The sequence below is a fragment of the Prosthecomicrobium pneumaticum genome (genome assembly GCF_014199915.1).
Taxonomy (GTDB): domain Bacteria; phylum Pseudomonadota; class Alphaproteobacteria; order Rhizobiales; family Kaistiaceae; genus Prosthecomicrobium; species Prosthecomicrobium pneumaticum.
Genome location: NZ_JACHOO010000012.1, coordinates 74,707 through 99,420 on the forward strand (window position 1 = coordinate 74,707; position 24,714 = coordinate 99,420).

A 24,714-nucleotide genomic window follows, 5' to 3' on the forward strand; every position below is an offset into this window, starting at 1 on the left:
GGCGTGCTCCGGCGCGGCCTCGAAGGCGCGTGTCGAGGGGAGGGTGGACCCTGCCGGAAACAAAAAAGGGCGCGGCGTTCACACGCCGCGCCCTTCGTCGTTACCGGCGGGCCGCCTCAGTCGAAGCGGCCGCTCGCATGGGCGAGCATCGTGTAGACCCGGCCGGTGTCGGAGATCAGATAGGCGTTCGCCGTGCTCGGATCGGCATTGGTGCGGCCGATCTCCTTGAGGAGCCGTTCGAAATCCGCGACGTAGCGATCGACGGCGGTGCGGAACTCCGGCTCGCGCTGATACTTCTTGCGCACCTCGTCGAAGGTCTGCTGCCCCTGGAGCGTGTAGAGCCGGCGGGTGAAGGCCTGCCGGTCGCCGCGCCGCCAGCGATCCCAGATCTCGACCGCCGCTGCGGCGTCGATCGCGCGGGCGATCTCCGTCGAGAGCGAACCGAGCTCGTTGCCGGATCCGGCGGGGCGGGCGGCCGGCGCGCCGGAGCCCTTCTCCTCGTCGCGCGAGGCGCGGCGGAGCAGATCGGACACCCAGCCGGGCTCGCCCTGCGCCGGCGCGGCGACCGCCGCGGCCTTCGCAGCGGCAGGCGCCGGAGCGGCGGCGGGCTTGGCGCTCGCCGCCGGGGCGGGCGCCGGGGCCGGCGCCGATTTCGCCGGCGCGGACTGGACGGGCGCCGCAGCGGCGGGCGCCGGAGCCTTCGGAGCCGGGGCCGGCGCGGCCGTCGTCGCAGCGGGCGTCGAAGCCGTCGCCTTCGCCTTCGCCTTGTCGTTCCCCGTCGGACGGGCCGGCACGGGCGCCGGGGCCGCAGCGGCCGGCGCCGGCGTCGGCGCCGGAGCGGGGGCCGGACGTGCCGCGGCCGAGGGCTGCGGCCGCGGTGCGCTCGCTTCCGGCGCGCGCGGCGTCTCCGGGCTCGACACGTCGAGCGCGCGACCGTGCTTGTTGATGATCTCCGACAGTTCGGAGAGCGCCTTCAGCTGGTCGGTGACGACGCGCCGCATCGCCTCGGTGGTCTCGCGCGTCTCGCTCGGCAGTTCGAGCACGCCGCGCTTGATCTCGGCGCGCATCGCGTCGAGATCGCGCTGCATCTCGCCGGCGGCGGTGCGCATCTGCGCCGTCGCCTCGGCGAAACGGCCGGTCGCGCCGCTGATCGCGGCGGTCATCTCCTCGACCAGCGTCTTGTTGGCGTTCCTCACCGTCTCCGCCGCCTTGCCGCTCTCGGTGGTGGCGGCCGCGTGCAGGCCCTCGATGTGGGAGATCACGCCCTTCGCCGCCGCGGCGCTCGACTGGGCGAGCGTGCGGGCGATCTCGGCGGCGCGCTCCTCGGCCGACTTGAGCGTGCCGGCGATCAGGTCGGTGAACGACTTCATCGTGCGCTCGAACGCGCCCGAGCGCTCGGCGAGCGAAGCGGCGAGCTGCTCGAGCGCCGCGCGGCGCTCGTCCACCGTCGTCTCGACCGTCGCATTGGTGCGGCCGAGCGCCTGGATGGCGCTGTCGAGGGCACGCCCCTGCGCCTCGATCCGCTCGGCGATCGCGCCGGCATTGGCCGTCACATCGCCCGACACCGCGCGGAGCGCCCCGACCTGCTCGGCGAGCAGGGCCGCCGCCGACTGGGTGCCGCCGACCGCTCCCTCGATCGTCTGCGCGAACTCGCCGGAGCGGGCCGCGAGGTTCTGCTCGATCTCGGCGAGGTTCTGCGACGTCCTGCCGAGCAGGTCGTGCAGCATGTCGTTCGACTGGGCGAGCCGCTCGACGATCCCCGAAACATCGGTGCGCAGCCGCTCATTGGTGACCGCGAAGCTGCGCGAGACCGCTTCGCCGCTCTCGATCAGCGCGCGCGCCGCCTCGTCGGTGCGGGAGACCACCATCGAGACGATGTCGCCCCCCTTGTTCGACAGCAGTTCGACGACGCCGTCGCCGGCCGAGACGATCCGGGCCGCCAGCTCGCTGCCGCGGGCGTCGAGCGTGGTGACGAGCCGGTTCCCCTCGCCGTCGATGAGGCTCGACAGTTCGGCCGAACGCTCGCCGAGCACGGTGTTGAGCGCCAGCGTCCGCGCCTCGAGCGCCTCGGCGGCGGTGAGGGCACGGCTGCCGAGCGTCTCGTCGACTTCGGCCGCCAGGCGCCGCAGCGCCTCGCCGACCTCGTCGACGGACGCGGAGAGGCGGGCGGTCGTCTCTTCCGCCGCCCCGGCGAGCACGTTGCGCGCCTCGCCGGCGGAAGAGACGATCCGCGTGGCGGTGTTCTCGCTGACGTCGGAGAGGGCGTGCCGCACCTCGGAGATCGAGGCGAGAATCTGCGCCGAGGTGGAATCGACCGCGTCGGCGAGCACGGTGCGCGCCTCGCCGGCCGAGACCGCGAGCCGGATCGCCGTCGTTTCGGCGAGGTCGGACAGCACCGCCTGCGCATCGCCGGCCGAAGCCGTCAGCTTCAGCGCTGTCGCATCGGCGACCTGCTCGAGCAGCGTGCGGGCGTCGCCGGCCGAAGCCGCGAGCTTCGCGGCGGTCGCGTCGGCGACGTCCTCGAGCAGGGTGCGCGCATCGCCCGCCGACCCGGCGAGTCGCTGCGCGGTCGCCTCGGCGACTTCGGCGAGCAGGGCGCGCGCCTCGTCGGCCGAGATCGACAGCCGCTGCGCGGTCGAGTCCGCCACCTGGTCGAGCACGGCCCGCGCCTCGTCGGCCGAGGTGACGAGCTTGCCGGCCGTCGCCTCGATGACCGCGGCGAGCACGGCCTGCGCCTCGGAGGCCGAGCTGACCAGGCGGCCGGCGGTGACCTCGGCGACCGAGGACAGCAGCTCGCGCGTCTCGTTCGCCGTGCCGAGCAGGCGGGACGAGGCGGTATCGGCGACGCGGGCGATGACCTCTTCGGTCTCGCCGGCCGACTGGCGCAGCGTCGCGGCGAGCCCGGCGGCGGATTCGCGCAGCGTCTCCGCCGTCGTGCCGGTGATGTGGTTGAGCACCGCGGTCGCCTCGTCGGCGGAGCGGCGCATCGTGTCGCTCGTCGCGTCGGAGGCGGCGACCATCTTGTCGGTCGCTTCCGAGACCGAGCCGACGATCTTCTCCGCGGCGCGGACCGATTCGCGGCCGAGCGTCGCGGTGATGTCGCCGAGCCGGGCGGAGAGGATCTGGTCCATCTGCTGCGCCCGCGCGTCGAAGCTCTGCGCCGCCTCGATCGCCCGTTCGCCGAGCGTCTCGTTGATGGTGACGATCCGCTCCGACAGCATGTCGGAGAGCCGCTGCGTGCGGTCGCCGAGCCGGGTGGTGACGTCGGCGAGCCGGCCGTCGACGATTCCCGTGATCTCGGTCTGGCCGGTCGCGAAGGCCTCGGCGATCTGCCGCGTCCGCTCGATCAGGCTCTGGTTGATCTGGCGGGAGCGGGCGTCGAGCGCCTCGTCGATGCGCAGCGTGTTGGTCTCGAGCGTCTCCGAGACCTGACCGATCTTCGCCTCGATCGTGTCGCCGAAGGCCTGCAGCCGGTCGGCGAGCGTCGCGTCCATGACCTCGGCCCGTTCCGCGAAGCGGTCGACCAGTTCGGGGCCGCGCACCTCGATGACGTCGCGCAGCGCCGCATAGCGCTCGTCGAGGCCCTGGACGACCTCCTCGCTGCGCGATCCGATCAGTTCGCCGAGCTGCGAATAGGTCTGCAGCAGCCGGTCGTTGACGAAGGCGCCGCGGTTCTCGATCGCGTCGGCGAGGTCGGTGCCGGAGGCGACGATGCGGTCGTAGATCGCCGTCGCCCGGTTCTCGATGCCGTCGGCGACATCCGTGCCGCCGCGCAGGATCCGCTGGTGCAGCGCATCGGCCCGGTTCTCGATCGTCTCGGCGAGCCGGGTGCCCGATTCGACGATGCGGCGGTGGACGGTCTCGGCGCGGCTCTCGATCGTGTCGGCGAGTTCGCTGCCCGAGCCGAGGATGCGCTGGTTGAGCGCATCCGCCCGGTTCTCGATCGCCTCGCTGAGATCGGTGCCGGAAGCGAGAATGCGCTGGTGGACGAGGTCGGCGCGGCTCTCGATCGTGTCGGCGAGTTCGCCGCCCGAGGCCAGAATGCGCTGGTTGAGCGCCTCGGCGCGGCTCTCGATCGCCTCGGCGAGTTCGGTGCCCGAGCCGATGATGCGCTGGTTGAGCGCCTCGGCCCGCCCCTCGATCGTGTCGACGATCTCGGTGCCCGAGCCGAGAATGCGCTGGTTGAGGGCCTCGGCGCGGCTCTCGATCGTGTCGACGATCTCGTTACCGGAGCCGACGATGCGCTGGTGCAGCGCCTCCGCCCGGCTCTCGATCGCGTCGGCGAGTTCGGTGCCGGAGCCGATGATGCGCTGGTGCAGCGCCTCGGCGCGGTTCTCGATCGTCTCGACGATCTCGCTGCCGGAGCCGAGAATGCGCTGGTTGAGCGCCTCCGCCCGGCTCTCGATCGCGTCGGCGAGTTCGGTGCCGGAGCCGATGATGCGCTGGTGCACCGCCTCGGCGCGGCTCTCGATCGCCTCGGCGAGTTCGCCGCCCGAAGTCAGGATCCGCTCGTGCAGGGCACCGGCGCGGCTCTCGAAGGCCTCGGTCAGTGCGCTGCCCGAGGTGAGGATACGGTCGTGCAGCGCCTCGGTGCGGCTGGCGATCGCCTCGGCGAGCTCGTTGCCGGAGGTGAGCAGGCGCTGATGCGCCGCGTCCGCCCGGTTCTCGATCGCGTCGGCGAGGTCCGTGCCCGAGGCGACGATCCGGTCGTAGAGCGTCGTGGCGCGGCTCTCGATCGCCTCGGCGAGCTCCCCGCCGGAGGTGACGATGCGGCTGTGCACTTCGCTGCCGCCCCGCTCGATCGTCTCGGCGAGCGCCCGGGTCGAGCCGGCGAGCAGTTCCTGCAGGCTGCCGGTGCGGCCTTCGATCTCGTTGGTGATGCGGTCCGCCGCCTCGACGATCCGCTCGTGCGCCAGCGTGGCGCGCGAGGCGATCGTGTCGGCGAGCTCATTGCCCGAAGCGACGATCGTGTCGTTGATCTTCAGGCCGCGCACGGCGATCGCCTTCGCGACCTCGCCGCCGACGGTGGCGAGCCGCTCGGTCAGCTCCGAGGCGCGGGCGTCGAAGGTCTCGTTGACCGCCATGGTGGCGTTGTCGACCGCCTCGCGCAGCGCGCCGGTGCGGCTCGCGATCAGCTCGGCGATCTCCGAGCCGGTCTCGCTCAGCTTCGCCGTCAGCGCTTCGCCGTCGCCCGAGATCGCCTCGTAGATGCGGTCGCCGGTCGCCGACAGCCGGTCGGCGAGCGCGCCGCCGCGCGAGGTGATCGTGTCGGCGATGCGCAGGCCCGTCTCGTCGAGCTTCTCGTTGATCTCCTGGCCGCGCAGCGCGAGGTCGACGATCAGGCTGTCGGAGTTCGACTTCAGCGCCGCGTTCACCTCGCGGGCGTGCAGCGAGATGGTCTCCGCGACCTGGTTGCCGGTGATCGAGATCGAGCGGGTGATGTCCTCGGTGCGGCGGTCGAGGCCGAGCGTCAGCTCCTCGGTGACGCGGGCGAGGGTGTCGTTCACCTCCTGGCCGCGCAGCGCGACGGTCTCGGCCATGGTCCGGCCGGTGGTGGCGAGCGTCTCGTTGATCTCGCCGGAGCGGCTGAGCAGCACCTCGGTGATGTCGTAGCCGGTCTGCGACAGCGAGGTGGTGACGTCCGACACCGTCGAGGACAGGCGGGTGATCAGGTCCTCGCCGCGGATCGACAGCTTGTTGATCATCGATTCGCCGGCCGTGCCGAGCGCGATGGTGATCTGCTCGCCGCGGTCGGCGAGCGCCGAGGTGATCCGGTTGCCCGAATTGATCACGTTCTCCGCGATCTGCTCGCTCGCGTCGTTGAGGTCCTTCGAGAGCGATTCCTGCGCCGAGATGATCGAGGAGCGGACGCGGTCGGAATTGATCACGATCGCCTCGCGCTGGTTGGCGAGATCGTCGATCAGGCCGCGCATGCGCGTCTCGTTGTCGGCATAGGAGCGCTCGAGCGCGGCGACCTCGTTGTGGACGAGGAGCTCGAGCTCGCTCGCGCGGGCGAGCGCCCGCTCGATGCCGTCGCCCATCGCCGCGACCTCGCGGCGGATCGCCTGGCTGACGCTGATCACCGATTCGGCGGCGGCGTTCTCGGGCTCGGAGAGCCGCGCCGCGACCTCGCTGATCGAGCGGGCCGCCACGCGGATGTCATGGGCACGCGCCAGCATGGCGGCGACCGCGAAGGCGATGCCGACCGGCACCACGAAGGCGAGCGCGAGGTTGAAGAACTGCGTCGTCGTCGTCTCGCCGCCGCCGCCCAGTCCGGTGGCGTTCATGTAGAGCGCGATCACGCCCGCCCAGGCGGCGGAGAGCACGAGCGCGAGGAAATAGGGGAAGCGCGACGGGCGCCGCGCCGGCGGCAGGGTGCCGAAGCGCCGGTCGTCGTTCGCCGGGGCGCGGCCGCGGGCGGCGGCGCGCGGCTTCGGTGGCGCGGTCGTGGCGGCCTGCGGCTGCGGCTCGGGGTCGGGCTTGCGCTGCGGCGGGGCGGCGGCGGCCGGCTCGGCCGGCTTGGTGCGCGGCGCTTCGAGCCGGCGTGGCGCGTCCATCTTGCGGGTCGCCTCGCGGCCCTGGTCGACGGGGCGCGGCGGTGGCGTTTCGATCCGGCGCGGCGTGCCTCCCGCCGCGGCCTTCTTGCCGTCGGAAGCGAGGTCGATCCGCAGCGCCTCTTCCACCGCGGAAAGGGCGGCATCGGCCGCATCCTTGGACTTCGGAGTATTCGCCATGTCCACGCCTCGCGTCCGTACTCGATACTTCTTCGGCCGCCCCGCAGACCGGTGCGAGGTCTTGCGGATGCACGAGAATGCTTCGGAACCCGGCGCTCCGGCGAGCGCCTTCCGGTTTCGATCCGTCGATCCGACCGTGCCGATCGCCGCCGAGAGCGACGGCCCCGGCTCAAACGCCCCCGCTCCAATCCAATGGTAATCGCACATTGTCGCCCGAGCGACAAGAAAGTCCGCCGGTTGGCGCCGATCTTTCAACAAGCGGCGCAACGGGGGGCGACGCCCGGGCGGCCCGTCCGCACCCCGCCCGGACGGCCCCCGCCGGCTCCTTCCCGACCGGGGCCGCCCGGCGCCGACCGGCTCGGCGGGCCTCGAAGTATTCGCCGCGCTCACCTTGCCGGACCGCGGCGGACGACTTGCCGCACACGGGCCTCGCGGACGACGTGCCGCAGCCGCTCCGCCGACCGCCGGCATGGCCGTTCGCTTGGCTTTCGGGCCGGAAATCGTTAGAGGGAACGATCGTGTCCCCGCGCTTCGCGCGCCTTTCCGGTCCGAGAATCCGATGCCGAAGATCACCTATATCGCCTTCGACGGTACCCCCTATGTCGTGGAGGCGCGCGAAGGTACGACGGTGATGGAGAACGCGATCCGCAATTCGGTGCCCGGCATCGAGGCGGAATGCGGCGGCGCCTGCGCCTGCGCGACCTGCCACGTCTATGTCGACGAGGCCTGGCGGGCGGCGACCGGCGAGCCCGAGCCGATGGAGGAGGACATGCTCGACTTCGCCTTCGACCTCAGGCCGAATTCGCGCCTGTCCTGCCAGATCCGCGTCAGCGCCGCGCTCGACGGTCTCGTCGTGCGGATCCCCGAGCGGCAGGGCTGAAGAGAAACGCTTTCTAGCGGAGGGGCTTGCAGCGCATCGTTCTTGCTTTGCAAGCCGGCGCGCAGCCGCTAAAGCACGGCCCGTCACCGCGCCGCCCTCTTGTCCATGGTTTCCTGGAGCCCGTTTCCGTCCATGAGCGAAGTCATCGAAGCCGATGCCGTCATCGTCGGCGCGGGCCCGGTCGGGCTTTTCGCGGTGTTCGAGCTCGGCCTGCTCGACGTCCGTTGCCATCTCGTCGACATCCTCGACAAGCCGGGTGGGCAGTGCGCCGAGCTCTATCCCGAGAAGCCGATCTACGACATTCCGGGCTTCCCGATCATCACCGGCCAGGGCCTCACCGAGAACCTCCTCGCCCAGATCAGGCCCTTCGAGCCGACCTTCCATTTCGGCCAGATGGTGACGGCGCTCACCCGCCGGCCGGACGGCCGGTTCGACGTCGAGACCGACGCCGAGACGCACTTCATCGCCAAGGCGGTGATCATCGCGGCCGGCGGCGGCTCGTTCCAGCCGAAGCGGCCGCCCGTTCCCGGCATCGAGGCCTATGAGGGCAAGTCGGTCTTCTACTCGGTCCGCAAGATGGAAGCCTTCCGCGGCGAGGAGGTGCTGATCGTCGGCGGCGGCGATTCCGCGCTCGACTGGACGCTCAACCTGCAGCCGCTCGCCAAGCGCCTGACGCTGCTCCACCGCCGCGACGCCTTCCGCGCCGCGCCCGACACCGTCAACAAGATGCGCGCGCTCGTCGCCGAGGGGGCGATGGACCTGTTGTTCGGCCAGGTCACCGGCCTCGAAGGCGCGGACGGCCAGGTCGGCGCGGCGATCGTCACCGACAATGAGGACCGCGAGCACCGCATTCCGGCGACCCGCATCCTGCCCTTCTTCGGTCTGACGATGAAGCTCGGCCCGATCGCCGACTGGGGCCTCAATCTGCACGAGAACCTGATCCCGGTCGATACCGAGAAATTCGAGACCTCCGAGCCGGGCATCTTCTCGATCGGCGACATCAACTGGTATCCGGGCAAGCTGAAGCTGATCCTGTCCGGCTTCCACGAGGCGGCGCTGATGGCGCAGGTCGTGTCGCGGATCGTCTATCCGAACAAGAAGATCCTCTTCCAGTACACCACCTCCTCGACCAGCCTGCAGAAGAAGCTCGGCGTCGCCTGAGTCCTTACCCGATCGGACGGGGCGGAACCGGCGGCCCGGCTCCGCCGTTCCCGGGCTTCGAGCAGCCCCGGGAGGAGCCGATGGAGATCGCGAGCTGGGCCTTCGACGAGGATGAGGGCGTGCCGAACAATCCGGCCCTGCCGCTCCTCCTCTATCGCGGCGCGATCGACCCGGCCGCCGAGGAGGATCTCGCCACCGCCTTCGAGACCCGCTTCAAGCGGGCGGGCTGGGGTGCCGGCTGGCGGAACGGCATCTATGCCTTCCACCATTATCACTCGACCGCGCACGAGGTGCTCGGCATCGCCCGCGGCCGCGCCACCGTGCGGTTCGGCGGCGAGACCGGCGAGACGGTGAGCGTGAAGGCCGGCGACGCGGTCGTCATCCCGGCGGGCGTCGGTCACAAGCGGCTCGCGGCGAGCGACGATCTGCTGGTCGTCGGCGCCTATCCGGCCGGACAGCCGGTCGACCTCTTGCGCGCCGGGGAAGGGGACCGCGCCGCGATCCTCGCCCGCATCGGCGCGCTGTCGCTGCCGAACACCGATCCGCTCACCGGCGTCTCCGAGCCGCTCGTCGCGCTCTGGCAGCGCGCTGCCGGCACCGGGCCTAGTTGAGCGGCGCGCCGGTCTCGCCGGCGGCGGCGACCACCGGGTCCTCGGCCGCGGCGCGGGCGAGCGTGTAGATGCGGCCGGCGAAGGCGAACACCGCCCGGTCGGGGCCGATGCGGTAGAGCACGATCTCCGCGGCACAGCCGGTGGCGAGCGCCGGCACGATCGAGCCCGGGGCGACGCCGAGCGCCAGCGCCTGCCGGCCCGGATCGTCGAGCGCCCCGTCGAAGAGGCTCTCCGCCCCGCCGAGGCCCTGCCGGGCGGGCGCGCCGCCGCATCCGAAGAGCTCCGGCCCGCGCACCCCGTCCGCCGCGATGGCGACCGTGCGGCCGAGGAGCGCCGCGTCGAAGGGCGAGGGGCCGGTCTCCGCCGCCCATGGCGCCGCCTCGGCGGCCGCGATGGTCCAGCTTCCCTCGAAGCCGTCGCCGGCGAGGGCCGCGGATGCGGGGAGCGCGAAGGCGGCAAAAGCGGCAAGGAGCCGGCGGGTCATGGCGGCCTCGAGGGGGCGAGCGGGATGCCCCGTTCTAGCCCGGAAGCGATGACCGCGCGGTGAACGGCGTCACGCCTCCGGCGGCGGCCCGTCCGGCCGGCGGGCGCCGAGCTTCATCAGTTCCGCCATCACGTCGGAGAGTGCCGGCGGCCGGCCGGCGATGAAGGGCAGCGGCCGGCAGACCTCGATCGCGGCGATGCCGACCCGCGCGGTCAGGATACCGTTGACGACGCCTTCGCCGAGCCGGGCCGACAGCCGCGCCGCGACGCCGTGGCCGACGATCTGCTGGACGATCGAATCGCCGGCCGCCATGCCGCCGGTCACCGCGAGATGGCCGAGCACGGCACGGGCGAGCCTGAGGAAGCCGAGCGTGCCGGGCCGGCCGCCATAGAGCCGGCCGAGCCGGCGCACGAGGCCGAGAATGGTGACGAGCACGAACATCAGGTCGACGACGGCGCGCGGCGAGATCGCGGTGACGAGCGTCACCCGCTTGGCGGCGGACAGCACCATCGCCCGCGCCGCCGCGTCGAGCGGGGCGAGCAGCTCGCGCTCGCCGAGGCCGATCAGGTCCCGGCCGTCGATGATCTCGTCCATGTGGCCGGCGAGCGCCTTGCGCGCCCGCGCCGTCTCCGGCCGGTCGGCATAGAGCGGCACGAGCGATTTCAGCACGGTGCGTGCCGCGCTCCGGTCGTCGGTGGCGGCGGCGGCCTCCGCCGCGTCGCGCAGATCGCCGATCCGCGACAGGCGCAACAGGCCGGCGAGCTCGCGCACGAGGATCGCCAGCAGTGCGAAGACGAACAGCGCGGTGAAGGCGAGGCCGAGCCAGCCGAGCCATTCCGTGCGGGCGAACAGGTCGCGCACCAGAGTGTCGATGGCGAGGCCGAGGCCGAGCGCGACGAGCCCGCTCGCCGCTGCGCCGAGCAGGCCTGCGAACCGGAACGGGCGGCGCGGCCGGACCGGCGCGGGGAGCGCTTCCGCGGAGGGCGGCTCGGCGAGCACGACCGGCCGTCCCGCCGGCCGGCGCGGCGCCGCATCGGGGTCGGTGACGAGCTCGACCTCGTCGAGCCGGAAGGCGGTCGGGCGGCGCGGCGTTTCGGTCATGCGAGGCGGTCCCCGATCAGGAACTGGAGCGCCCGGTCGAGCCGGATGTGCGGCAGCGACAGCGTCGCGCCTTCGGCCGTGCGCTCGAGCCGCGGCGGCCGGAAACGGACGAAGCGCAGCGCCGGATCGGGCCGCGCCGCCGCGCCGTCTTGAGACTCTGATTCAAGGGCCTGCCAAAATGAGTCCGGGTCGTCCGGCAAGTCCCCGGGAAACAACGCGATTTCCGTGTTTCCATCGAAGCTCTGGCCGTCGACGCGCTCGCCCTTCATCGGCGTGCCGATGATCGAGGGCAGCCGCTCACCGCGCTCGACGACGACGCCCTCGCGGGTCGCCCGGACCGAGGCGAGCGCCGCGATCTCGACGAGCGCGCCCGCCGCCCGCGCCCGTTCGAGCGAGGGGGCGAGCAGCCGGCCGAGCAGCGCCTCGAGCCGGTCGTGGTCGGTATGGTGGAGGTGGTCCGCCTTGGTGGCGGCGATCAGCACCCGGTCGATGCGGCGCGACAGCACCGCCGACAGCCAGCTGTTCCGCCCCGGCCGGAACGAGCCGAGAATACCCGACAGCGCCTCGGCGAGATCGGCGACCGCCTCCGGCCCGGCATTCAGCGCATGGAGCGCGTCGATCAGCACGATCTGCCGGTCGAGCCGGGCGAAATGGTCGCGGAAGAACGGCTTCACCACCACCGCCTTATAGGCCTCGAAGCGGCGCGCCATCATGCGGGCGAGCGAGCCGGGCGGCGGGGTGCCCTCGAAGGCGAGCGGCGAGAAGGTGAGCGCCGGCGAGCCGGCGAGATCGCCCGGCATCAGGAAGCGGCCGGGCGGCAGGGTCGACAGCGCGGTGTCGTCGGCGCGGCAGGCCTTCAGATAGTCCGTGAAGAGGGCGGCGAGCTCGCGCGCGACGCTCTCCTCGGCCGGGGCGGCCGGATCGACGGTCGCGAGCCGCGCGAGCCATTTCGCGGCGAGCGGTCCGCGGCTCGGTTTGCGAGTCATCTGAATCGCTTCGGCCGACCAGTTCGCAAAGTCCTTCGAGAGGAGAGGCAGGTCGAGCAGCCATTCGCCGGGATAGTCGACGATGTCGAGATTGAGCGTGCCGCGGCCGAGCCGGCGGCCGAGAAAGGTCGCCGATTCATAGGCGATGGCGAGCCGCAGCTCGCTGATCTGGCGGGTCGAATCCGGCCAGATCCGGTCGCCGACCAGCGCCCGGACATGGTCCTCGTAGTCGAAGCGCGGCACCGCGTCGTCCGGCTGCGGCTCGAGCGCGGCGCCCGCGAGCCGGCCTTCCGCGAGCGGCCGCAGGAGCGGCAGCCGGCCGCCATGGACGAGATTATGGACGAGCGCGGTGATGAACACCGTCTTGCCGGCCCGGGCTAGCCCGGTGACGCCGAGCCTGAGCGTCGGCGCGACGAGGTCCGAGGCCCGGTCGGCGAGGGTGGCGAGGGCGAGGCGGGCCTCGTCGGTCAGCGCGGTGAGCTTCAATCCTGTCCTCCGGCGGCGGCCTTCGATGTAGGAACGGCCGGCGGCGGAAAACAGGCCTATTCGTCGTCGGCGGGGGGCTCGGTGCCGACCAGCTCGAGGTCGCGCGGCCGGAAGAAGGCGACGACGCGGCCCGCGCGCGGCTCGATCCGCGTCCAGTCGGCTTGCGCGAAATCGATCACGGCGAGGCCGGCGGTCGGGAACTTGGCGCCGATCTCCTCGGAAAGCGCCGGATTGCCGGAGCCGATCAGCATCATGGCGGCATCCTGGATCGCCGGGTTATGGCCGATCAGCATCAGGGTGCGGGCCGCTGCGCCGTCGCGCCGGATCGCGTCGATATAGGATCCCGCCGGCCGGTCGTAGAGCGCCTGGGTCAGCCGGATGTCGATCTCGCGGTCGAGATGGGGCAGCAGCGCGGCGAGGGTCTCGCGCGTGCGCCGGGCGTTCGAGCAGAGGATGCGGTCGGGCATCAGCCGGTGCGTGGCGAGGTGCTCGCCCATCAGGCCGGCCGCCCTTCGGCCGCGCGGCGCGAGCGGACGGTCGAAATCGGCGAGCCCCGCAATGTCCCAGGAGGATTTGGCGTGGCGCAACAGAAGCAGGCGGGGCATTCACGGCACTCGGATGGAAGGGCGGCCCGACAATCGCTGCCGGGCCGCCGCTTGTCGAGATCGTCAGCGTCGGCGGATCAGCGGCAGAAGCGCCGGCCGCCGCCCTGCACCCGGTAATAGCCGGTATCGGGATCGAAGGAGCGGTAGCGGGCCGAGCAGTAGTCGTACCACTCATCGGTCCAGGGCTCCGGCGCGCCGCGCACCACCGGCCGTTCGCGCAGCACCGGACGCTGCTGGCGCACCTGCTGCGCCATGCAGTCGTCATAGGCCTGGTCGTAGCGGCGCTGCCATTCCCGCGTGCCCTGCGCCCCGCCGGCGAGCGCACCGGCCGTGCCGCCGATCGCGGCTCCCGCCCCGGCGCCGCGGCCGCCCTTGATGATGCCGCCGAGGATCGCGCCGCCGACCGCGCCGACCACCGCGCCGCCGACCGCATTGCCGGTCGGGTTCGCATAGCTGTCGGCATAATCGCGGGCATAGGAATCGCAGCGGCCCGACTGCGCGGCAGCGGCCGTCGCGAGCAGACCGAGCGCGCCGATCCCGGCGACGAAGGAGATGACGAGACGGTTCAGGATCATGATCTTCATTCCCCCATGACGGGGCGCCGATCTCTTCGCGGCGCCGGCCCGGGATCGTTCTAGCAAAGATCTCGGGACGGAAATGTGATCGGGATCACCGGTCCGCCGCCGGCTTTCAGCCCGCGGCGCGCAGCGAGACCGGCCGCGTCGGCGCCGGCCGCGGCGGGGCGGCGGCGGGCGCGCGCGGCGTGCCGATGGCCGCGCGCGCGGTGGCGAGCGCCGTCATGTGGATCTGGAGGAGCGCGCGGAATTCCTCGTGCAGGCCGCGCAGCATCGAGAGCGCCTCCGGCGCGTGCTGGCGCAGCTGCGGCCCGACGATGCGCAGCAGGTCGAGCCCGTTCAGATAGAGCTTCGCATAGGCGCTCTTGCGCGGCTCGAGCTCGCCCGCCGCGACGAGCTTGCCGGCCCGCACCAGCGTCGTCTCCGCCTCGATCAGCTCGAGCAGGATCTGCATGGTCTGCGCGAGCGAGGAGCAGAGCGCCTCGGCCTCGGCCGGCCCCGAAATCTGCGGCGCGTCGCCCCGCGCCCCGGCGGTCGCGCCGCCCGGCCCTTCCGTCGTCATGATCGACCTCCTGCCGCTCCGGGTGTCCGGCCGTCCGGCCGGCGTCCGCGCATCAGCCCGGGGGATCCGCCCTCCGGTCCGCCGGGCGCGGCGCCGGACCGGCAGAGCATGGCGAAAGGGTCTTAGGAAGACGTTAACCGTAACGGCGCCGCCGCCGCCCGCTCCGCCGCCGCCTCCCTTGCCGCGACTCGCCCCGGACAATGCGCCCGCGGACCGGGGCGGCGCCCTCCGTGCTTTCCCGCCTAAATTCGCTGCAAAGGGTCCGAAACCGAGGCCCGCCGCGGCTTTGCGGGCGACCACGGAGCGGGCATCGTGCCTCTCCCTTATCGTATTGAGAACGTTGGGATGCATCGCTATATTCCGCGCCGCGACGGCACCCATTCGAGGGTTCTTCATGACGTTGGAAATGGTCGAAGAGTATCGTCCCACCGACTCCGAGCCATTCATGAACGAGCGGCAGAGAGAGTATTTCAGGCTGAAACTCCTCACCTGGAAAGACGAGATCCTCAAGGAATCGCGCGAGACGCTGCAGCACCTGCAGGACGAGAACCAGAACCACCCCGATCTCGCCGATCGGGCCTCTTCCGAGACCGACCGTGCGATCGAGCTGCGCGCCCGGGACCGTCAGCGCAAGCTGATCGCCAAGATCGATGCCGCCCTGCAGCGGATCGAGGACGGCTCCTACGGCTATTGCGAGGAGACCGGCGAGCCGATCAGCCTGAAGCGGCTGGACGCCCGCCCGATCGCCACGCTGTCGATCGAGGCGCAGGAGCGGCACGAGCGGCGCGAGCGCGTCTACCGCGACGACTGAGCGGCCGCGGCGGGCCGCAAAAGGTAAGGGCGCGGGAACGGCATCGTTCTCGCGCCCTTTTTGTTCGCCGCTCGACGATCGGGGGGGAAGGCGCCGTATGGCGCCATGCCCCCGCGCTTCGGTTCAGCGCGGCCGCGAGTTGGAGATCTCGCCGAGCAGGCGCGCCATCTCGCGCTCGAGATCGCCGATCGGCGAGGCGGGCTTCTCGCCCGGCGGCGGCGCGGCTTCCGGCTCGTCCTCGGGCTGCGGCGCGACCGTTTCGGGCTCCCGCGGGGCAGGGGCCTGCACCGGCGGAGCGGCCGGCCGCGGCTCGGCGCGGCGCGCGCCGAATACCGGCTCCTCCTCGATCGCCCCGCCCGGAATGTCCGAGAGGCCGTGCTCGTCGTCGAGTTCGTCGTCGTCGAACACCGGCTCCAGCCGGCTCAGCCGGCCTTCCGGCGGCTTCGGCCGCGGCTGCGGCTGCGGCTGCGGCGGGGCGACGGTCGGCGTCGCCAGCGGCGCGCGGCGCCGGGCCGGCTCGGCCTGGGGCGCCGGTTCCTCGGCCGGAGGCGCGGCCACCACGGGCGGCGCGACGACCGGCGGCGGCTCGATCGGGGCGCGCGACGGCGCCGGCTGTGCGACGACGCGCTCCGGGCGATAGGGCCGCACCGGCACGGCGACCGGCAGTTCGGGCAAGGGCGCCGGCTCGGCGGCGGCGGGGCGCGGCGGACGAGGCCCGCGTTCCGCGGCGCGCGGCTCGGCCTGTGGCGGCGGCTGTGGCGGGGCCGGCTGCGCCGCCGCGTCGCGGGCGCGGCGATTGAGCAGGAAGGGCGGAACGAGCCGGCCGCGCAGCGGACGGTCGTCCTCTTCCTCGTCGGCCGGAGGCGCCGGCGGCGCGGGTACGGGCTGCGGCTCGGCCGCGGCGGGCGCCTCGACCTCCGGCTCGTCGGAGAGGATCGGCCGGGCGACCGGCCGGCGGCGCGACGGCTCGTCGATGCCGGAGGTCTCGGCTTCGATCGCGAATTCGGGCAGCACCGGCGCGACGGGCGGCATCGACGTCGCGGGCGGCGGCTCGATCTCGGCCGCGGCGACGACCGGCGGGCGGCGGGTCTCGGGCGCCCGTGGCGGCTCCGCCGCGCGCGGCGGTTCGGGCGCGCGGGGCGTCGGCGCGGCGGCGGGACGCGGCGGTTCGGCGCGCGCCGGCTCGATCCGGCCCGTCTCGGGGCGCGCAGTCTGGTCGGGCCGCGGCCGCGGCACGCGGTGGATGCCGGGCTCGACGACCAGATCGCTCGGTCCGCCGATCAGGATCAGATGCTCGGTCTGGTCGCGCCGGACGAGCACCAGCCGGCGGCGGCCGTCGATCGAGAGAGCGTCGACCACCGAGAGCCGCGGTTGGCGCCCGCGTCCCGCCCCGCCGAGCCGGCCGGCCGAGAAGGACCGGATCAGCCAGACGGCGATCAGGATCAGGACGAGGACGATGGCGAGCGTCACGACGAACTGCACGATCAGCGCGCCCGTGTCGCCGAACATCGGTTGCAGGAACTCACGCATCAACCTCTCCTGGCCCGCCGCCCGTGCCCGATGCCCGCTCGTCGCCCCGGCCTCGGGAAGACGATGGAGGGGCGGGCTGCACGAGGTCCGGCATGCATTCTGTGGTTTTCCGCCGGGAACTCGGCCTTTTCAAGCCCTTGCACGGCAAAACCGGTTGAGAAAGCGCAAACGGACGCGCTGTGTCTCGCGGACGCATCGCCGCGGCGGTCGTCCCACCCCGCCGGCGACCGGTCCGATGCCGCTCCCGTGCGGCGATCCCCGGGCGATCCCGTTGAATTCGCGTGACGTCCTCGGCCATTCTGGCCAAGGATCGGACGGGCGCGATTCGAAGGCGGAGCGCCCGGACGAGGAGTGGCGGGCGCGGTGGCGCCCCGACAGGCACGAGCCCGGAGCCGAACGACGTGCAGCGTGCCGAAGGCCGCGAGGCGATCAACGACAGCAGCGACGGTTCCGCGGGCATCGCGCATCCCGAGGCAGCCGTCGATCGCTTCGATGCGGCGCGCGGCATCGGCCGGCTGCTCGTGCTCGCCGCGGTGCTCGTCGGAGCGGTGATCGCCTTCGCCTTCCTGCCCGCCGCCGCGGCGCAGCCCTTCGTGCTCGCGCTGCTCGGCCTGCTCTCCGTCGTCGGCGTCTTCACCCTCTTCGCCGCGGCGATCGGTCTTCTGCGCTTCGGCAGCCGCCGCGAGGGCGAGACGATCGCCCGCGCCTTTCTCGACGGCATGTCGGACGGGCTGGTGCTCGCCGATGCGGAGGGCCGGCTCGTCTATGCGAACGCCGCCTATGCCCGGCTGACCGGCGCCGAGGGCGAGCGCGACCTCAGATCCGTCGAGCGCGCCTTCGGCGGCGATCCGGTCGGCAGCGACGCCGTCTTCCGCCTGTCGCGCGCGCTCCGCGAGGGCCGCATGGCGGTCGAGGAGGTGCGGCTCACCCGTCCGCTCGCCGTCCCCGCGATCGCCGGGGCGCGCTGGTATCGCATCGCGGTGCGGCCGCTCGCGCTCGGCGACGGCTCCGGCCGCGGCGCCGTTTCGCGCCTCTTCGCCGGGGATCGCCGCACGCTCGCCGTCTGGCAGATCGCCGACATCACCGCCGATCGCGAGCAGCAGGAGACGGCTTTCCAGGAACTGCAGCACGCGATCGACTATCTCGACCACGCCCCGGCCGGCTTTCTCTCCGCCGAGCCCGACGGCCGCATCGTCTATCTCAACGCGACGCTCGCCGACTGGCTCGGCATCGATCTCGCCCGTTTCGAGCCCGGCGGGCTCCGGCTGCGCGACATCATCCGCGGCGACGGCGCGGCGCTTCTCGCCGCCGCCGAAGGGACGGGCGAGAGCCGTACCGAGATCGTCGATCTCGACCTCCTGAAGCGGAACGGCCAGAGCCTGCCGGTCCGCCTGCTGCACCGCGTGCCCTATGCCGACGGGGCGCCCGGCGCCACCCGCACCATCGTGCTCAACCGCAGCCGCGGCGGCGACGTCGAGGACGATCTGCGCGCCGTCGAGGTGCGCTTCAACCGGTTCTTCAATCACACGCCCTTCGCCATCGCGACGATCGACCGGCGCGGCCGCATCGGCCGCACCAATGCGCCCTTCCTGCGCCTGTTCGGGCCGCAGCCGGGCGACGGCCGCCGCCGCTTCGTCGATCTCGTCGTCGAGGGCGACCGCTCGAGCCTCGAAACCGCGCTCGAATACGCTTTCGCCGGCCGCAGCGACATGCCGCCGGTCGATGCCACCGTCGCCGCCGACGGCGCGCGCAGCGTCCGCTTCTACATCTCGCCGATCGCCGACGCCTCGGAGGACGAGGACGAGATGGCGACCGCCTATGCGCTCGACATGACGGACCAGCGGGCGCTCGAGCTGCAGCTGCGCCAGGCGCAGAAGATGGAGGCGGTCGGCCAGCTCGCCGGCGGCATCGCGCACGATTTCAACAATGTGCTGACCGCCATCATCGGCTTCTCCGATCTCCTCCTCACCAATCACAAGGCGAGCGACCCGTCCTTCCAGGACATCATGAACATCAAGCAGAACGCCAACCGCGCGGCCGGCCTCGTCCGCCAGCTCCTGGCGTTCTCGCGCAAGCAGACCATGCTGCCGCAGGTGATCGCGGTCGGCGACCTGCTGTCGGACGTCTCCGTCCTCCTCGAGCGGCTGGTCGGCGAGAAGGTCAAGCTCGCCTTCGTGCACGGCCGCGACCTGTGGCCGATCCGTGCCGACGCCAACCAGCTCGAGCAGGTCGTCATCAACCTCGCCGTCAATGCGCGCGACGCGATGCCGAAAGGCGGCACGCTCACCATCCGCACCCGCAACGTCGCCGCCGACGAGGTGGCGGGCTTCCCCTACAAGTCGCTGCCGGCCGCCGACTATGTCCTGCTCGAGGTCGAGGACACCGGCACCGGCATCCCGCCCGAGATCCAGGGTCGCATCTTCGAGCCCTTCTTCTCGACCAAGGAGGTCGGCAAGGGCACCGGCCTCGGCCTCGCCACCGTCTATGGCATCGTCCGCCAGACCGGCGGCCACATCCATTTCACCACCGAGGCCGGCCGCGGCACGGTGTTCCACATCTTCGTGCCGCGCCACGTCCAGGCGGTGCCGGCAAAGCCGAAGCGCGCGCCCGACAAGCCGCCGGAGCACGCCGACCTGACCGGCAGCGCCTCGATCCTGATCGTCGAGGACCAGGAGGCGATCCGCATCGTCGCCGCCCGGGCGCTCGCCTCGCGCGGCTACAGCGTGCACGAGGCGGCGTCGGGCCTCGAGGCGCTCGATTTCATCCGCACGAGCGGCATCCCGGTCGATCTCGTCGTCTCCGACGTCGTCATGCCCGAACTCGACGGTCCCTCGCTGCTGCGCGAGCTGCGCAAGGATCACCCCAATCTCAAGATCATCTTCGTCTCGGGCTATGCCGAGGACGCCTTCGCGCGCAACCTGCCGCCCGGCGAGGTGTTCGGCTTCCTCCCCAAGCCCTTCACGATCAAGGAGCTCGTCACCGCGGTGAAGGAGACGCTCGGCCAATGAGCGGCGCGCTGCCCGCCTCCTTCGCGATCGATGCGGCGACCGCCCGCGTCCGGCTCGACCAGCACGATCCGGCCTTCGTCGCCGACCCTTACGTCGCCTTCGCCGCGACGCGGGCGCTCGGCCCGGCCTTCTTCTGGGAGGATCACCGGCTGTGGTGCTTCACCGAGGCCGAGGCGGTCAACGCGCTGTTGCGCGACCGCCGGCTCGGCCGCGAGATCCTGCACGTCGCGACGCGCGAGGAGCTCGGCATGCCCGAGGAACCGGCGCACACGCGGCCCTTCTACGATCTCGACCGGCTGACCATGCTGTCGCGCGAGCCGCCGGCCCACACCCGGCTGCGCACCCTCGTCAACCGGGCCTTCGTCTCCCGCCAGATCGAGCGGCTGCGGCCGCGCATCGCCACGCTCTGCCATAGGCTGATCGACGGCTTCGAGGCGGCCGGCTCGGTCGACCTCATCGCCGCTTTCGCGACGCCGATCCCGGTGACGATCATCGCCGAGATGATGGGCGTGCCGGTCGACATGGCGCCGCAATTGCTCGACTGGTCGCACCGCATGGTGGCGATGTACCAGTTCGGCCGTTCGACCGAGACGGAGCTGTCGGCCGTCGCGGCGACCGAGGCCTTCGTCGGGTTTCTCCGCGGCTATGTCGCCGAGCGGCGCGGCGCCCCGGCCGACGATCTGATCAGCGTGCTGATCGCGGCGGAGGCGGATGGCGAGCGGCTCTCCGAGGACGAGCTGATCGCCTCCTGCATCCTGCTCCTGAACGCCGGCCACGAGGCGACCGTGCATTCGATCGGCAATGCGGTGAAGGCGATCCTCGAATCGGGGCTCGACACGGCCGGCTGGTTCGCCCGCCCCGGCGGGCCGGAGGCCGTCGCCGAGGAGGCGCTGCGCTTCGATCCGCCGCTCCATCTCTTCCAGCGCTATGTGCTCGAACCCTGCGAGATCGCCGGCATCGCCTTCTCGAAGGGCGACAGCCTCGGCCTGCTGCTCGGCGCGGCGAACCGCGACGCGGCGCGTTTTGCCGATCCCGACCGGTTCGATCCGGCCCGCCCGGTGCGGCCGCATCTCGCCTTCGGCGCCGGCATCCATTTCTGCATCGGCGCGCCGCTCGCCCGGCTCGAGCTCGAAGTCGCGCTGCCGATCCTCTTCGAGCGCCTGCCGCGGCTCGCCCTCGCGGGCGCGCCCCGCTATCGCGACAGCTGGCATTTTCACGGCCTCGAACGGCTCGACGTCGCCTGGTGAGCGGGCGCGCCCCGTCGCCGGCCGGCCACGAAAAAGGCCCAATCCCGGCGCCTGTCGGCCGGGCGGAAAAGAGCCTCGGGAGGACCTGTTGAAGAAAGCCGCCGCGTTGATCTCGATCCTCGCCTTTTCGGCGCCGGCCGCGGCGCAGCAGGTGGTCGACGGCACCGACAGCGGGCTCGATCCCGCGGTGGTCCGGTCGATCGGTGCGCTCGCCACCCGCGATTTCGCCGCCCCGGCCGATGCGCGCCTGCGCAATCTCAAGAAGTCGCTCGCCCGCAACGGCCACGGCTATTGCGGCGAGGTGAGCCCCGGCGGCGCCGGCGCCTTCGTGCCCTTCCACGCGATCGTCGAGGAGAACGGCGATACCTCGCTCCTCCTCCTCTCCGACTTCACGCGCCCCGGCGCGACCGGCCATCTCGACATCGCGCAGCGCCTCCTGAAGAATTTCGGCTGCACGCCCTGAGCGAGACCGGCTGCGCCCGAGGCAGCGGGGCGCGGCACCGGCTGTGCAGCACGGCCGCGATGCGCCGACTGCGATGCGTCGAAAGGACGAGCACAACGCCTGGCTCCCCCTCTCCCGCCGCGCGAAGTCGGCTGCAGCCGACTTCGCCTTTTTCACGCTCGGCTCGGCAACAGCCGAGCCGAGTGGGAGAGGGCCGGGGTGAGGGCTCTTTCTTTCTCTTCGGCTGGCACCGCAAGACACCCTCACCCTTCCGGCCTAACCGTCTCGGTCGCTGTCGCTCCCTGCGACGCCAAGGCCGGAAGCCCTCTCCCGCAAGCGGGAGAGGGGGAACCCGGCCGTGCGGCACGGTCGCGATGCGTCGACCGAACGAGCACAACGCCTGGCTCCCCCTCTCCCGCCGCGCGAAGTCGGCTGCAGCCGACTTCGCCTTTTTCGCGCTCGGCTCGGCAACAGCCGAGCCGAGTGGGAGAGGGCCGGGGTGAGGGCCTTCCCTTTCTTCTCCGGGCGCGCAGAGCCCCCCTCAGCCGGCGAGCGCCACCGCGATCTCCGCCGCCAGCCGGGCGTTGTTCTTCACGAGCGCGATGTTGGTCGCGAGGCTGCGGCCTGCCGTGATCTCGAACAGGTGCTGCAGCACGAAGGGCGTCACCGCCTTCGCCCGCACGCCGCGGCGTTCGGCCTCGGCGATCGCGGCCGCGATGAAGACCTCCATCTCGGCGGCCGGGATCTCGGCTTCGGCCGGCACCGGATTGGCGACGAGCATCCCGCCCGCGAGCCCGAGCCGGCGCCGCGCCGCGGCGAAGGCGGCGATGCCGGCGGCGTCGTCGATGCGCAGCGGCGAGGGCAGGCCGCTCTCGCGCGACCAGAAGGCCGGAAAGCCGTCCTGCCCGACCGTCACCACCGGCACGCCCTCGGTCTCGAGCACTTCGAGCGTCTTCGGAATGTCGAGCAGCGCCTTCGCGCCGGCGCAGACGACGACGACGCCGGTCTTGCCGAGTTCCGGCAGGTCGGCGGAAATGTCGAAGCTCGTCTCCGCGCCGCGATGCACGCCGCCGATGCCGCCGGTCGCGAACACCGCGATGCCGGCCCGCTCGGCGGCGATCATCGTCGCCGCGACGGTGGTCGAGCCCGGCCGGCCGGTGGCGAGCGCATAGGCGAGATCGGCGCGCGACAGTTTCATCACGCCCTCCGCCTTGGCGAGCGCGACGAGGTCCTCGTCCGACAGGCCGACCCGGATCCGGCCCTCCCAGATGGCGATCGTCGCCGGCACCGCGCCGGCCGCGCGCACCACGTCCTCGACGGCGCGGGCGGTCTCGACATTCTGCGGCCAGGGCATGCCGTGCGTGACGATGGTCGATTCGAGCGCGACGAGCGGCCGGCCGGCGGCGCGCGCGGCCGCGGCCTCGGCACCGAAGAGGACGAGATCGTCGGAAAGGGCGGTCATGGGCGAATCACTCGCGATCGGAGCGCAGGGGCGGCGCCGGGGGAGGGGCCACGGGCGGCCGAGCCGGCCCGGGAGGTCGGACGACCATGGACGAGCGGCGCGCCGGGCTCAAGTCTTCGCCGGGCTCGAGCCTTCGCCGGGCTCGAGTCTCGCCCGCCTTTCTCCCCCGCGGCCTCTCAGCGCTCGATCTTGGTGGCGAGGACGATGGAGGAATTGGTCCGCTCCACCCCCTCGATCGCCGCGATCGTGTCGATCAGTCCGTCGAGCGCCGCGAGATCGGCCGCCTCGACGATGCCGATCAGATCGTATTCCCCGCTGATCGCGTGCAGCGTCACCACTTCGGGAATGGCGGCGAGCCGCGCCTCGATCCGGCTGCCGAGCCGGCCGGCGATCTTGATCAGCACATGGGCGCGCACTCGGCCGGCGGCGAAGGCGGTGCCGAGGCGCACCGTATAACCGGCGATCACGCCGCGCCGCTCGAGCCGCTCGAGCCGGGCATAGACGCTCGCCCGCGACAGGCCGGCCGCCCGGCCGAGCTCGACGATCGAGCGGCGCGCATTCTCGCGCAGCAGGGCGAGCAGCGTGCGGTCCGTCGGATCGAGCGTCAGATCGTCGGCAGAGATAGACATTCTGTCGGAAATCTACCGCCGTTCCGTCCAGTCTGCAATCTTCCGTCCGGACGCGCCGCCCCGCTACCGTTGCCCCGGAAGAGGGATCGGACGGACGAGGGGAAAGATCATGACGAACCGGGCGGTGGCGAAGACCATCCTCATCATCGGCGCCGGCAAGATCGGCGAGACGATCACCGCGCTGCTCGCCGCGACGGGCGATTACCGCGTCCTCGTCGTCGATCGCGCCGAAGCGCCGCTCGCGCGCCTTCCCGCCCATCCGGCTGTTGCCACCCGCGTGCTCGACGTCGCCGACGAGGCGGCGCTCGCCGCCACGATGACGGGCGCCTTCGCCGTGCTCTCGGCGGCGCCCTATCACGTCACCCGCCATGTCGCGCAGGCCGCGCGGGCGGCCGGCATCCATTATCTCGACCTCACCGAGGACGTCGCGACGACGCGGCTCGCCAAGGCGCTCGCCGCCGGGGCGCAGAGCGCCTTCATCCCGCAATGCGGCCTCGCACCGGGCTTCGTCTCGATCGTCGCGAGCGACCTGATCCGCCGCTTCGACACGCTCGACAGCGTCCGCATGCGGGTCGGCGCGCTGCCGCTCTTCCCCTCCAACGCGCTCGGCTACAATCTCACCTGGTCGACCGAGGGCGTGATCAACGAGTATGACGAGCCCTGCGAGGCGATCGTCGCCGGCCGCCGCTGCGAGGTGCCGCCGCTCGAGGAGCGCGAGGAGTTCGCGCTCGACGGCGTCCGCTACGAGGCGTTCAACACCTCGGGCGGCCTCGGCACGCTGTGCGAGACGCTCGAGGGGCGCGTGCGCACGCTCGATTACAAGACGGTGCGCTATCCCGGCCATTGCGCGGTGATGAAGACGCTGATCCAGGACCTGCGGCTCGGCGAGCGGCGCGCGCTTCTGAAGGACATCCTCGAATTCGCCCTGCCGGCGACGATGCAGGATGTCGTCCTCGTCTTCGTCACGGTCGCCGGAGAGCGCGGCGGCCGTCTGCTCCAGGAGAGCTTCGTGCGCAAGATCTATGGCCGGCCGGAGCGGAGCGCGATCCAGACGACCACCGCCGCCGGCATCTGCGCCGTGCTCGATCTCCTCGCCGGGGGCCGGCTGCCGCAGCAGGGCTTCGTCCGCCAGGAGGACATCCCGCTCGACGCCTTCCTCGCCAACCGCTTCGGCGCCGCCTATGCCGAGCCGGGGCTCGCCCGCGCCGCCGCCTGAGCGCTGCCGGCCGCGAGGGCGAGGGTGTCTCGCCGTGATCGGCCGAGGAGGAGGAAAGAGCCCTCACCCTGCCGGCGAAGCCGGCTGTTGCCGACTTCGCCTTTTCCGCGCTCGGCTCGGCAACAGCCGAGCCGAGGGGGGAGAGGGCTTCCGGCCTCGGCGTCGCAGGCCGCGGCAGCGGCCG

18 protein-coding genes are annotated in these 24,714 nt (G+C 72.3%); 8 read left to right on the top strand and 10 right to left on the bottom strand.

What is annotated here, in order from left to right:
* Positions 1-116: 116 nt before the first annotated feature.
* Positions 117-6,734 carry an apolipoprotein A-IV repeat region-like domain-containing protein gene (locus GGQ63_RS20510; protein WP_183858486.1) on the bottom strand — a complete coding sequence of 2,206 codons (6,618 nt, stop codon included), beginning with the start codon at positions 6,732-6,734 and terminating at the stop codon, positions 117-119.
* 559 nt (positions 6,735-7,293) lie between these two features.
* Between GGQ63_RS20510 and GGQ63_RS20515 the strand changes: the two genes are divergently transcribed.
* The 3 genes from GGQ63_RS20515 (at position 7,294) to GGQ63_RS20525 (ending at position 9,386) form a co-directional block, all read left to right on the top strand.
* Positions 7,294-7,614: a 2Fe-2S iron-sulfur cluster-binding protein gene (locus GGQ63_RS20515; RefSeq protein WP_183858487.1), complete on the top strand. Its 321-nt coding sequence runs from the start codon at positions 7,294-7,296 to the stop codon at positions 7,612-7,614.
* Between the two features lie 132 nt (positions 7,615-7,746).
* A complete protein-coding gene (locus GGQ63_RS20520) occupies positions 7,747-8,775 on the top strand; it encodes an NAD(P)/FAD-dependent oxidoreductase (RefSeq protein ID WP_183858488.1) in 1,029 nt (342 codons plus the stop codon).
* A gap of 80 nt (positions 8,776-8,855) precedes the next feature.
* The gene (locus GGQ63_RS20525) at positions 8,856-9,386 is read left to right on the top strand and encodes a cupin domain-containing protein (protein WP_183858489.1); all 531 of its coding nucleotides are present in this window, start codon (positions 8,856-8,858) and stop codon (positions 9,384-9,386) included.
* Here GGQ63_RS20525 and GGQ63_RS20530 read toward each other — a convergent pair.
* From GGQ63_RS20530 to GGQ63_RS20555, 6 genes are all read right to left on the bottom strand, one after another.
* Positions 9,379-9,870: a hypothetical protein gene (locus GGQ63_RS20530; RefSeq protein ID WP_183858490.1), complete on the bottom strand. Its 492-nt coding sequence runs from the start codon at positions 9,868-9,870 to the stop codon at positions 9,379-9,381. The two genes, GGQ63_RS20525 and GGQ63_RS20530, sit on opposite strands and share 8 nt — an antisense overlap.
* Before the next feature lie 69 nt (positions 9,871-9,939).
* Positions 9,940-10,971: a YcjF family protein gene (locus GGQ63_RS20535; RefSeq protein WP_183858491.1), complete on the bottom strand. Its 1,032-nt coding sequence runs from the start codon at positions 10,969-10,971 to the stop codon at positions 9,940-9,942.
* A complete protein-coding gene (locus tag GGQ63_RS20540; RefSeq protein WP_183858492.1) occupies positions 10,968-12,443 on the bottom strand; it encodes a YcjX family GTP-binding protein in 1,476 nt (491 codons plus the stop codon). The genes GGQ63_RS20535 and GGQ63_RS20540 overlap by 4 nt, the downstream gene beginning before the upstream one ends.
* 56 nt (positions 12,444-12,499) lie before the next feature.
* Positions 12,500-13,048 carry a SixA phosphatase family protein gene (locus GGQ63_RS20545; protein WP_183858493.1) on the bottom strand — a complete coding sequence of 183 codons (549 nt, stop codon included), beginning with the start codon at positions 13,046-13,048 and terminating at the stop codon, positions 12,500-12,502.
* Between the two features lie 77 nt (positions 13,049-13,125).
* On the bottom strand, positions 13,126-13,623 hold the full coding sequence (locus GGQ63_RS22145; RefSeq protein ID WP_246429908.1) for a BA14K family protein: 498 nt from the start codon (positions 13,621-13,623) through the stop codon (positions 13,126-13,128).
* Positions 13,624-13,738: 115 nt separating this feature from the next.
* On the bottom strand, positions 13,739-14,185 hold the full coding sequence (locus GGQ63_RS20555; protein WP_183858494.1) for a hypothetical protein: 447 nt from the start codon (positions 14,183-14,185) through the stop codon (positions 13,739-13,741).
* A gap of 394 nt (positions 14,186-14,579) precedes the next feature.
* On the opposite strand from GGQ63_RS20555, the gene dksA reads away from it, so the two are divergent.
* Positions 14,580-14,996, top strand: a complete 417-nt coding sequence (dksA, locus tag GGQ63_RS20560; RefSeq protein WP_183858495.1) for an RNA polymerase-binding protein DksA — start codon at positions 14,580-14,582, stop codon at positions 14,994-14,996.
* A 123-nt stretch (positions 14,997-15,119) separates the two neighbouring features.
* Here dksA and GGQ63_RS20565 read toward each other — a convergent pair whose 3' ends face one another.
* Positions 15,120-16,526, bottom strand: coding sequence for a flagellar biosynthetic protein FliO (locus GGQ63_RS20565; protein ID WP_183858496.1), 1,407 nt, complete (start codon positions 16,524-16,526; stop codon positions 15,120-15,122).
* A 401-nt stretch (positions 16,527-16,927) separates the two neighbouring features.
* Here GGQ63_RS20565 and cckA point away from each other — a divergent pair, with 401 nt between their 5' ends.
* The 3 genes from cckA to GGQ63_RS20580 all read left to right on the top strand — a co-directional run bounded on the left by cckA (position 16,928) and on the right by GGQ63_RS20580 (position 21,244).
* Complete coding sequence (gene cckA / locus GGQ63_RS20570; RefSeq protein ID WP_343061238.1) at positions 16,928-19,534, top strand: cell cycle histidine kinase CckA; 2,607 nt, start codon at positions 16,928-16,930, stop codon at positions 19,532-19,534.
* The gene (locus GGQ63_RS20575; RefSeq protein WP_183858497.1) at positions 19,531-20,781 is read left to right on the top strand and encodes a cytochrome P450; all 1,251 of its coding nucleotides are present in this window, start codon (positions 19,531-19,533) and stop codon (positions 20,779-20,781) included. Before cckA ends, GGQ63_RS20575 begins: the two co-directional genes overlap by 4 nt.
* 88 nt (positions 20,782-20,869) lie before the next feature.
* On the top strand, positions 20,870-21,244 hold the full coding sequence (locus GGQ63_RS20580) for a hypothetical protein (RefSeq protein ID WP_183858498.1): 375 nt from the start codon (positions 20,870-20,872) through the stop codon (positions 21,242-21,244).
* A 520-nt stretch (positions 21,245-21,764) separates the two neighbouring features.
* On the opposite strand, the gene GGQ63_RS20585 is transcribed toward GGQ63_RS20580, so the two are convergent.
* Positions 21,765-22,685: a pseudouridine-5'-phosphate glycosidase gene (locus GGQ63_RS20585; protein ID WP_183858499.1), complete on the bottom strand. Its 921-nt coding sequence runs from the start codon at positions 22,683-22,685 to the stop codon at positions 21,765-21,767.
* Positions 22,686-22,861: 176 nt separating this feature from the next.
* Positions 22,862-23,314: an Lrp/AsnC family transcriptional regulator gene (locus GGQ63_RS20590; RefSeq protein ID WP_183858500.1), complete on the bottom strand. Its 453-nt coding sequence runs from the start codon at positions 23,312-23,314 to the stop codon at positions 22,862-22,864.
* Between the two features lie 109 nt (positions 23,315-23,423).
* Here GGQ63_RS20590 and GGQ63_RS20595 point away from each other — a divergent pair, with 109 nt between their 5' ends.
* The gene (locus GGQ63_RS20595) at positions 23,424-24,530 is read left to right on the top strand and encodes a saccharopine dehydrogenase family protein (protein WP_183858501.1); all 1,107 of its coding nucleotides are present in this window, start codon (positions 23,424-23,426) and stop codon (positions 24,528-24,530) included.
* Positions 24,531-24,714 lie beyond the last annotated feature (184 nt).

Excerpts from the sequence above, each read along its gene's own strand:
- GGQ63_RS20595 (WP_183858501.1), top strand. The coding sequence starts at position 23,424 with ATGACGAACCGGGCGGTGGCGAAGACCATCCTCATCATCGGCGCCGGC.
- GGQ63_RS20515 (WP_183858487.1), top strand. The coding sequence starts at position 7,294 with ATGCCGAAGATCACCTATATCGCCTTCGACGGTACCCCCTATGTCGTG.
- GGQ63_RS20510 (WP_183858486.1), bottom strand. The coding sequence starts at position 6,734 with ATGGCGAATACTCCGAAGTCCAAGGATGCGGCCGATGCCGCCCTTTCC.
- GGQ63_RS20520 (WP_183858488.1), top strand. The coding sequence starts at position 7,747 with ATGAGCGAAGTCATCGAAGCCGATGCCGTCATCGTCGGCGCGGGCCCG.
- GGQ63_RS20525 (WP_183858489.1), top strand. The coding sequence starts at position 8,856 with ATGGAGATCGCGAGCTGGGCCTTCGACGAGGATGAGGGCGTGCCGAAC.
- GGQ63_RS20565 (WP_183858496.1), bottom strand. The coding sequence starts at position 16,526 with ATGCGTGAGTTCCTGCAACCGATGTTCGGCGACACGGGCGCGCTGATC.
- GGQ63_RS20535 (WP_183858491.1), bottom strand. The coding sequence starts at position 10,971 with ATGACCGAAACGCCGCGCCGCCCGACCGCCTTCCGGCTCGACGAGGTC.
- GGQ63_RS20585 (WP_183858499.1), bottom strand. The coding sequence starts at position 22,685 with ATGACCGCCCTTTCCGACGATCTCGTCCTCTTCGGTGCCGAGGCCGCG.
- GGQ63_RS20530 (WP_183858490.1), bottom strand. The coding sequence starts at position 9,870 with ATGACCCGCCGGCTCCTTGCCGCTTTTGCCGCCTTCGCGCTCCCCGCA.
- GGQ63_RS20545 (WP_183858493.1), bottom strand. The coding sequence starts at position 13,048 with ATGCCCCGCCTGCTTCTGTTGCGCCACGCCAAATCCTCCTGGGACATT.
- GGQ63_RS20590 (WP_183858500.1), bottom strand. The coding sequence starts at position 23,314 with ATGTCTATCTCTGCCGACGATCTGACGCTCGATCCGACGGACCGCACG.
- GGQ63_RS20575 (WP_183858497.1), top strand. The coding sequence starts at position 19,531 with ATGAGCGGCGCGCTGCCCGCCTCCTTCGCGATCGATGCGGCGACCGCC.
- GGQ63_RS22145 (WP_246429908.1), bottom strand. The coding sequence starts at position 13,623 with ATGATCCTGAACCGTCTCGTCATCTCCTTCGTCGCCGGGATCGGCGCG.
- GGQ63_RS20555 (WP_183858494.1), bottom strand. The coding sequence starts at position 14,185 with ATGACGACGGAAGGGCCGGGCGGCGCGACCGCCGGGGCGCGGGGCGAC.
- dksA (WP_183858495.1), top strand. The coding sequence starts at position 14,580 with ATGACGTTGGAAATGGTCGAAGAGTATCGTCCCACCGACTCCGAGCCA.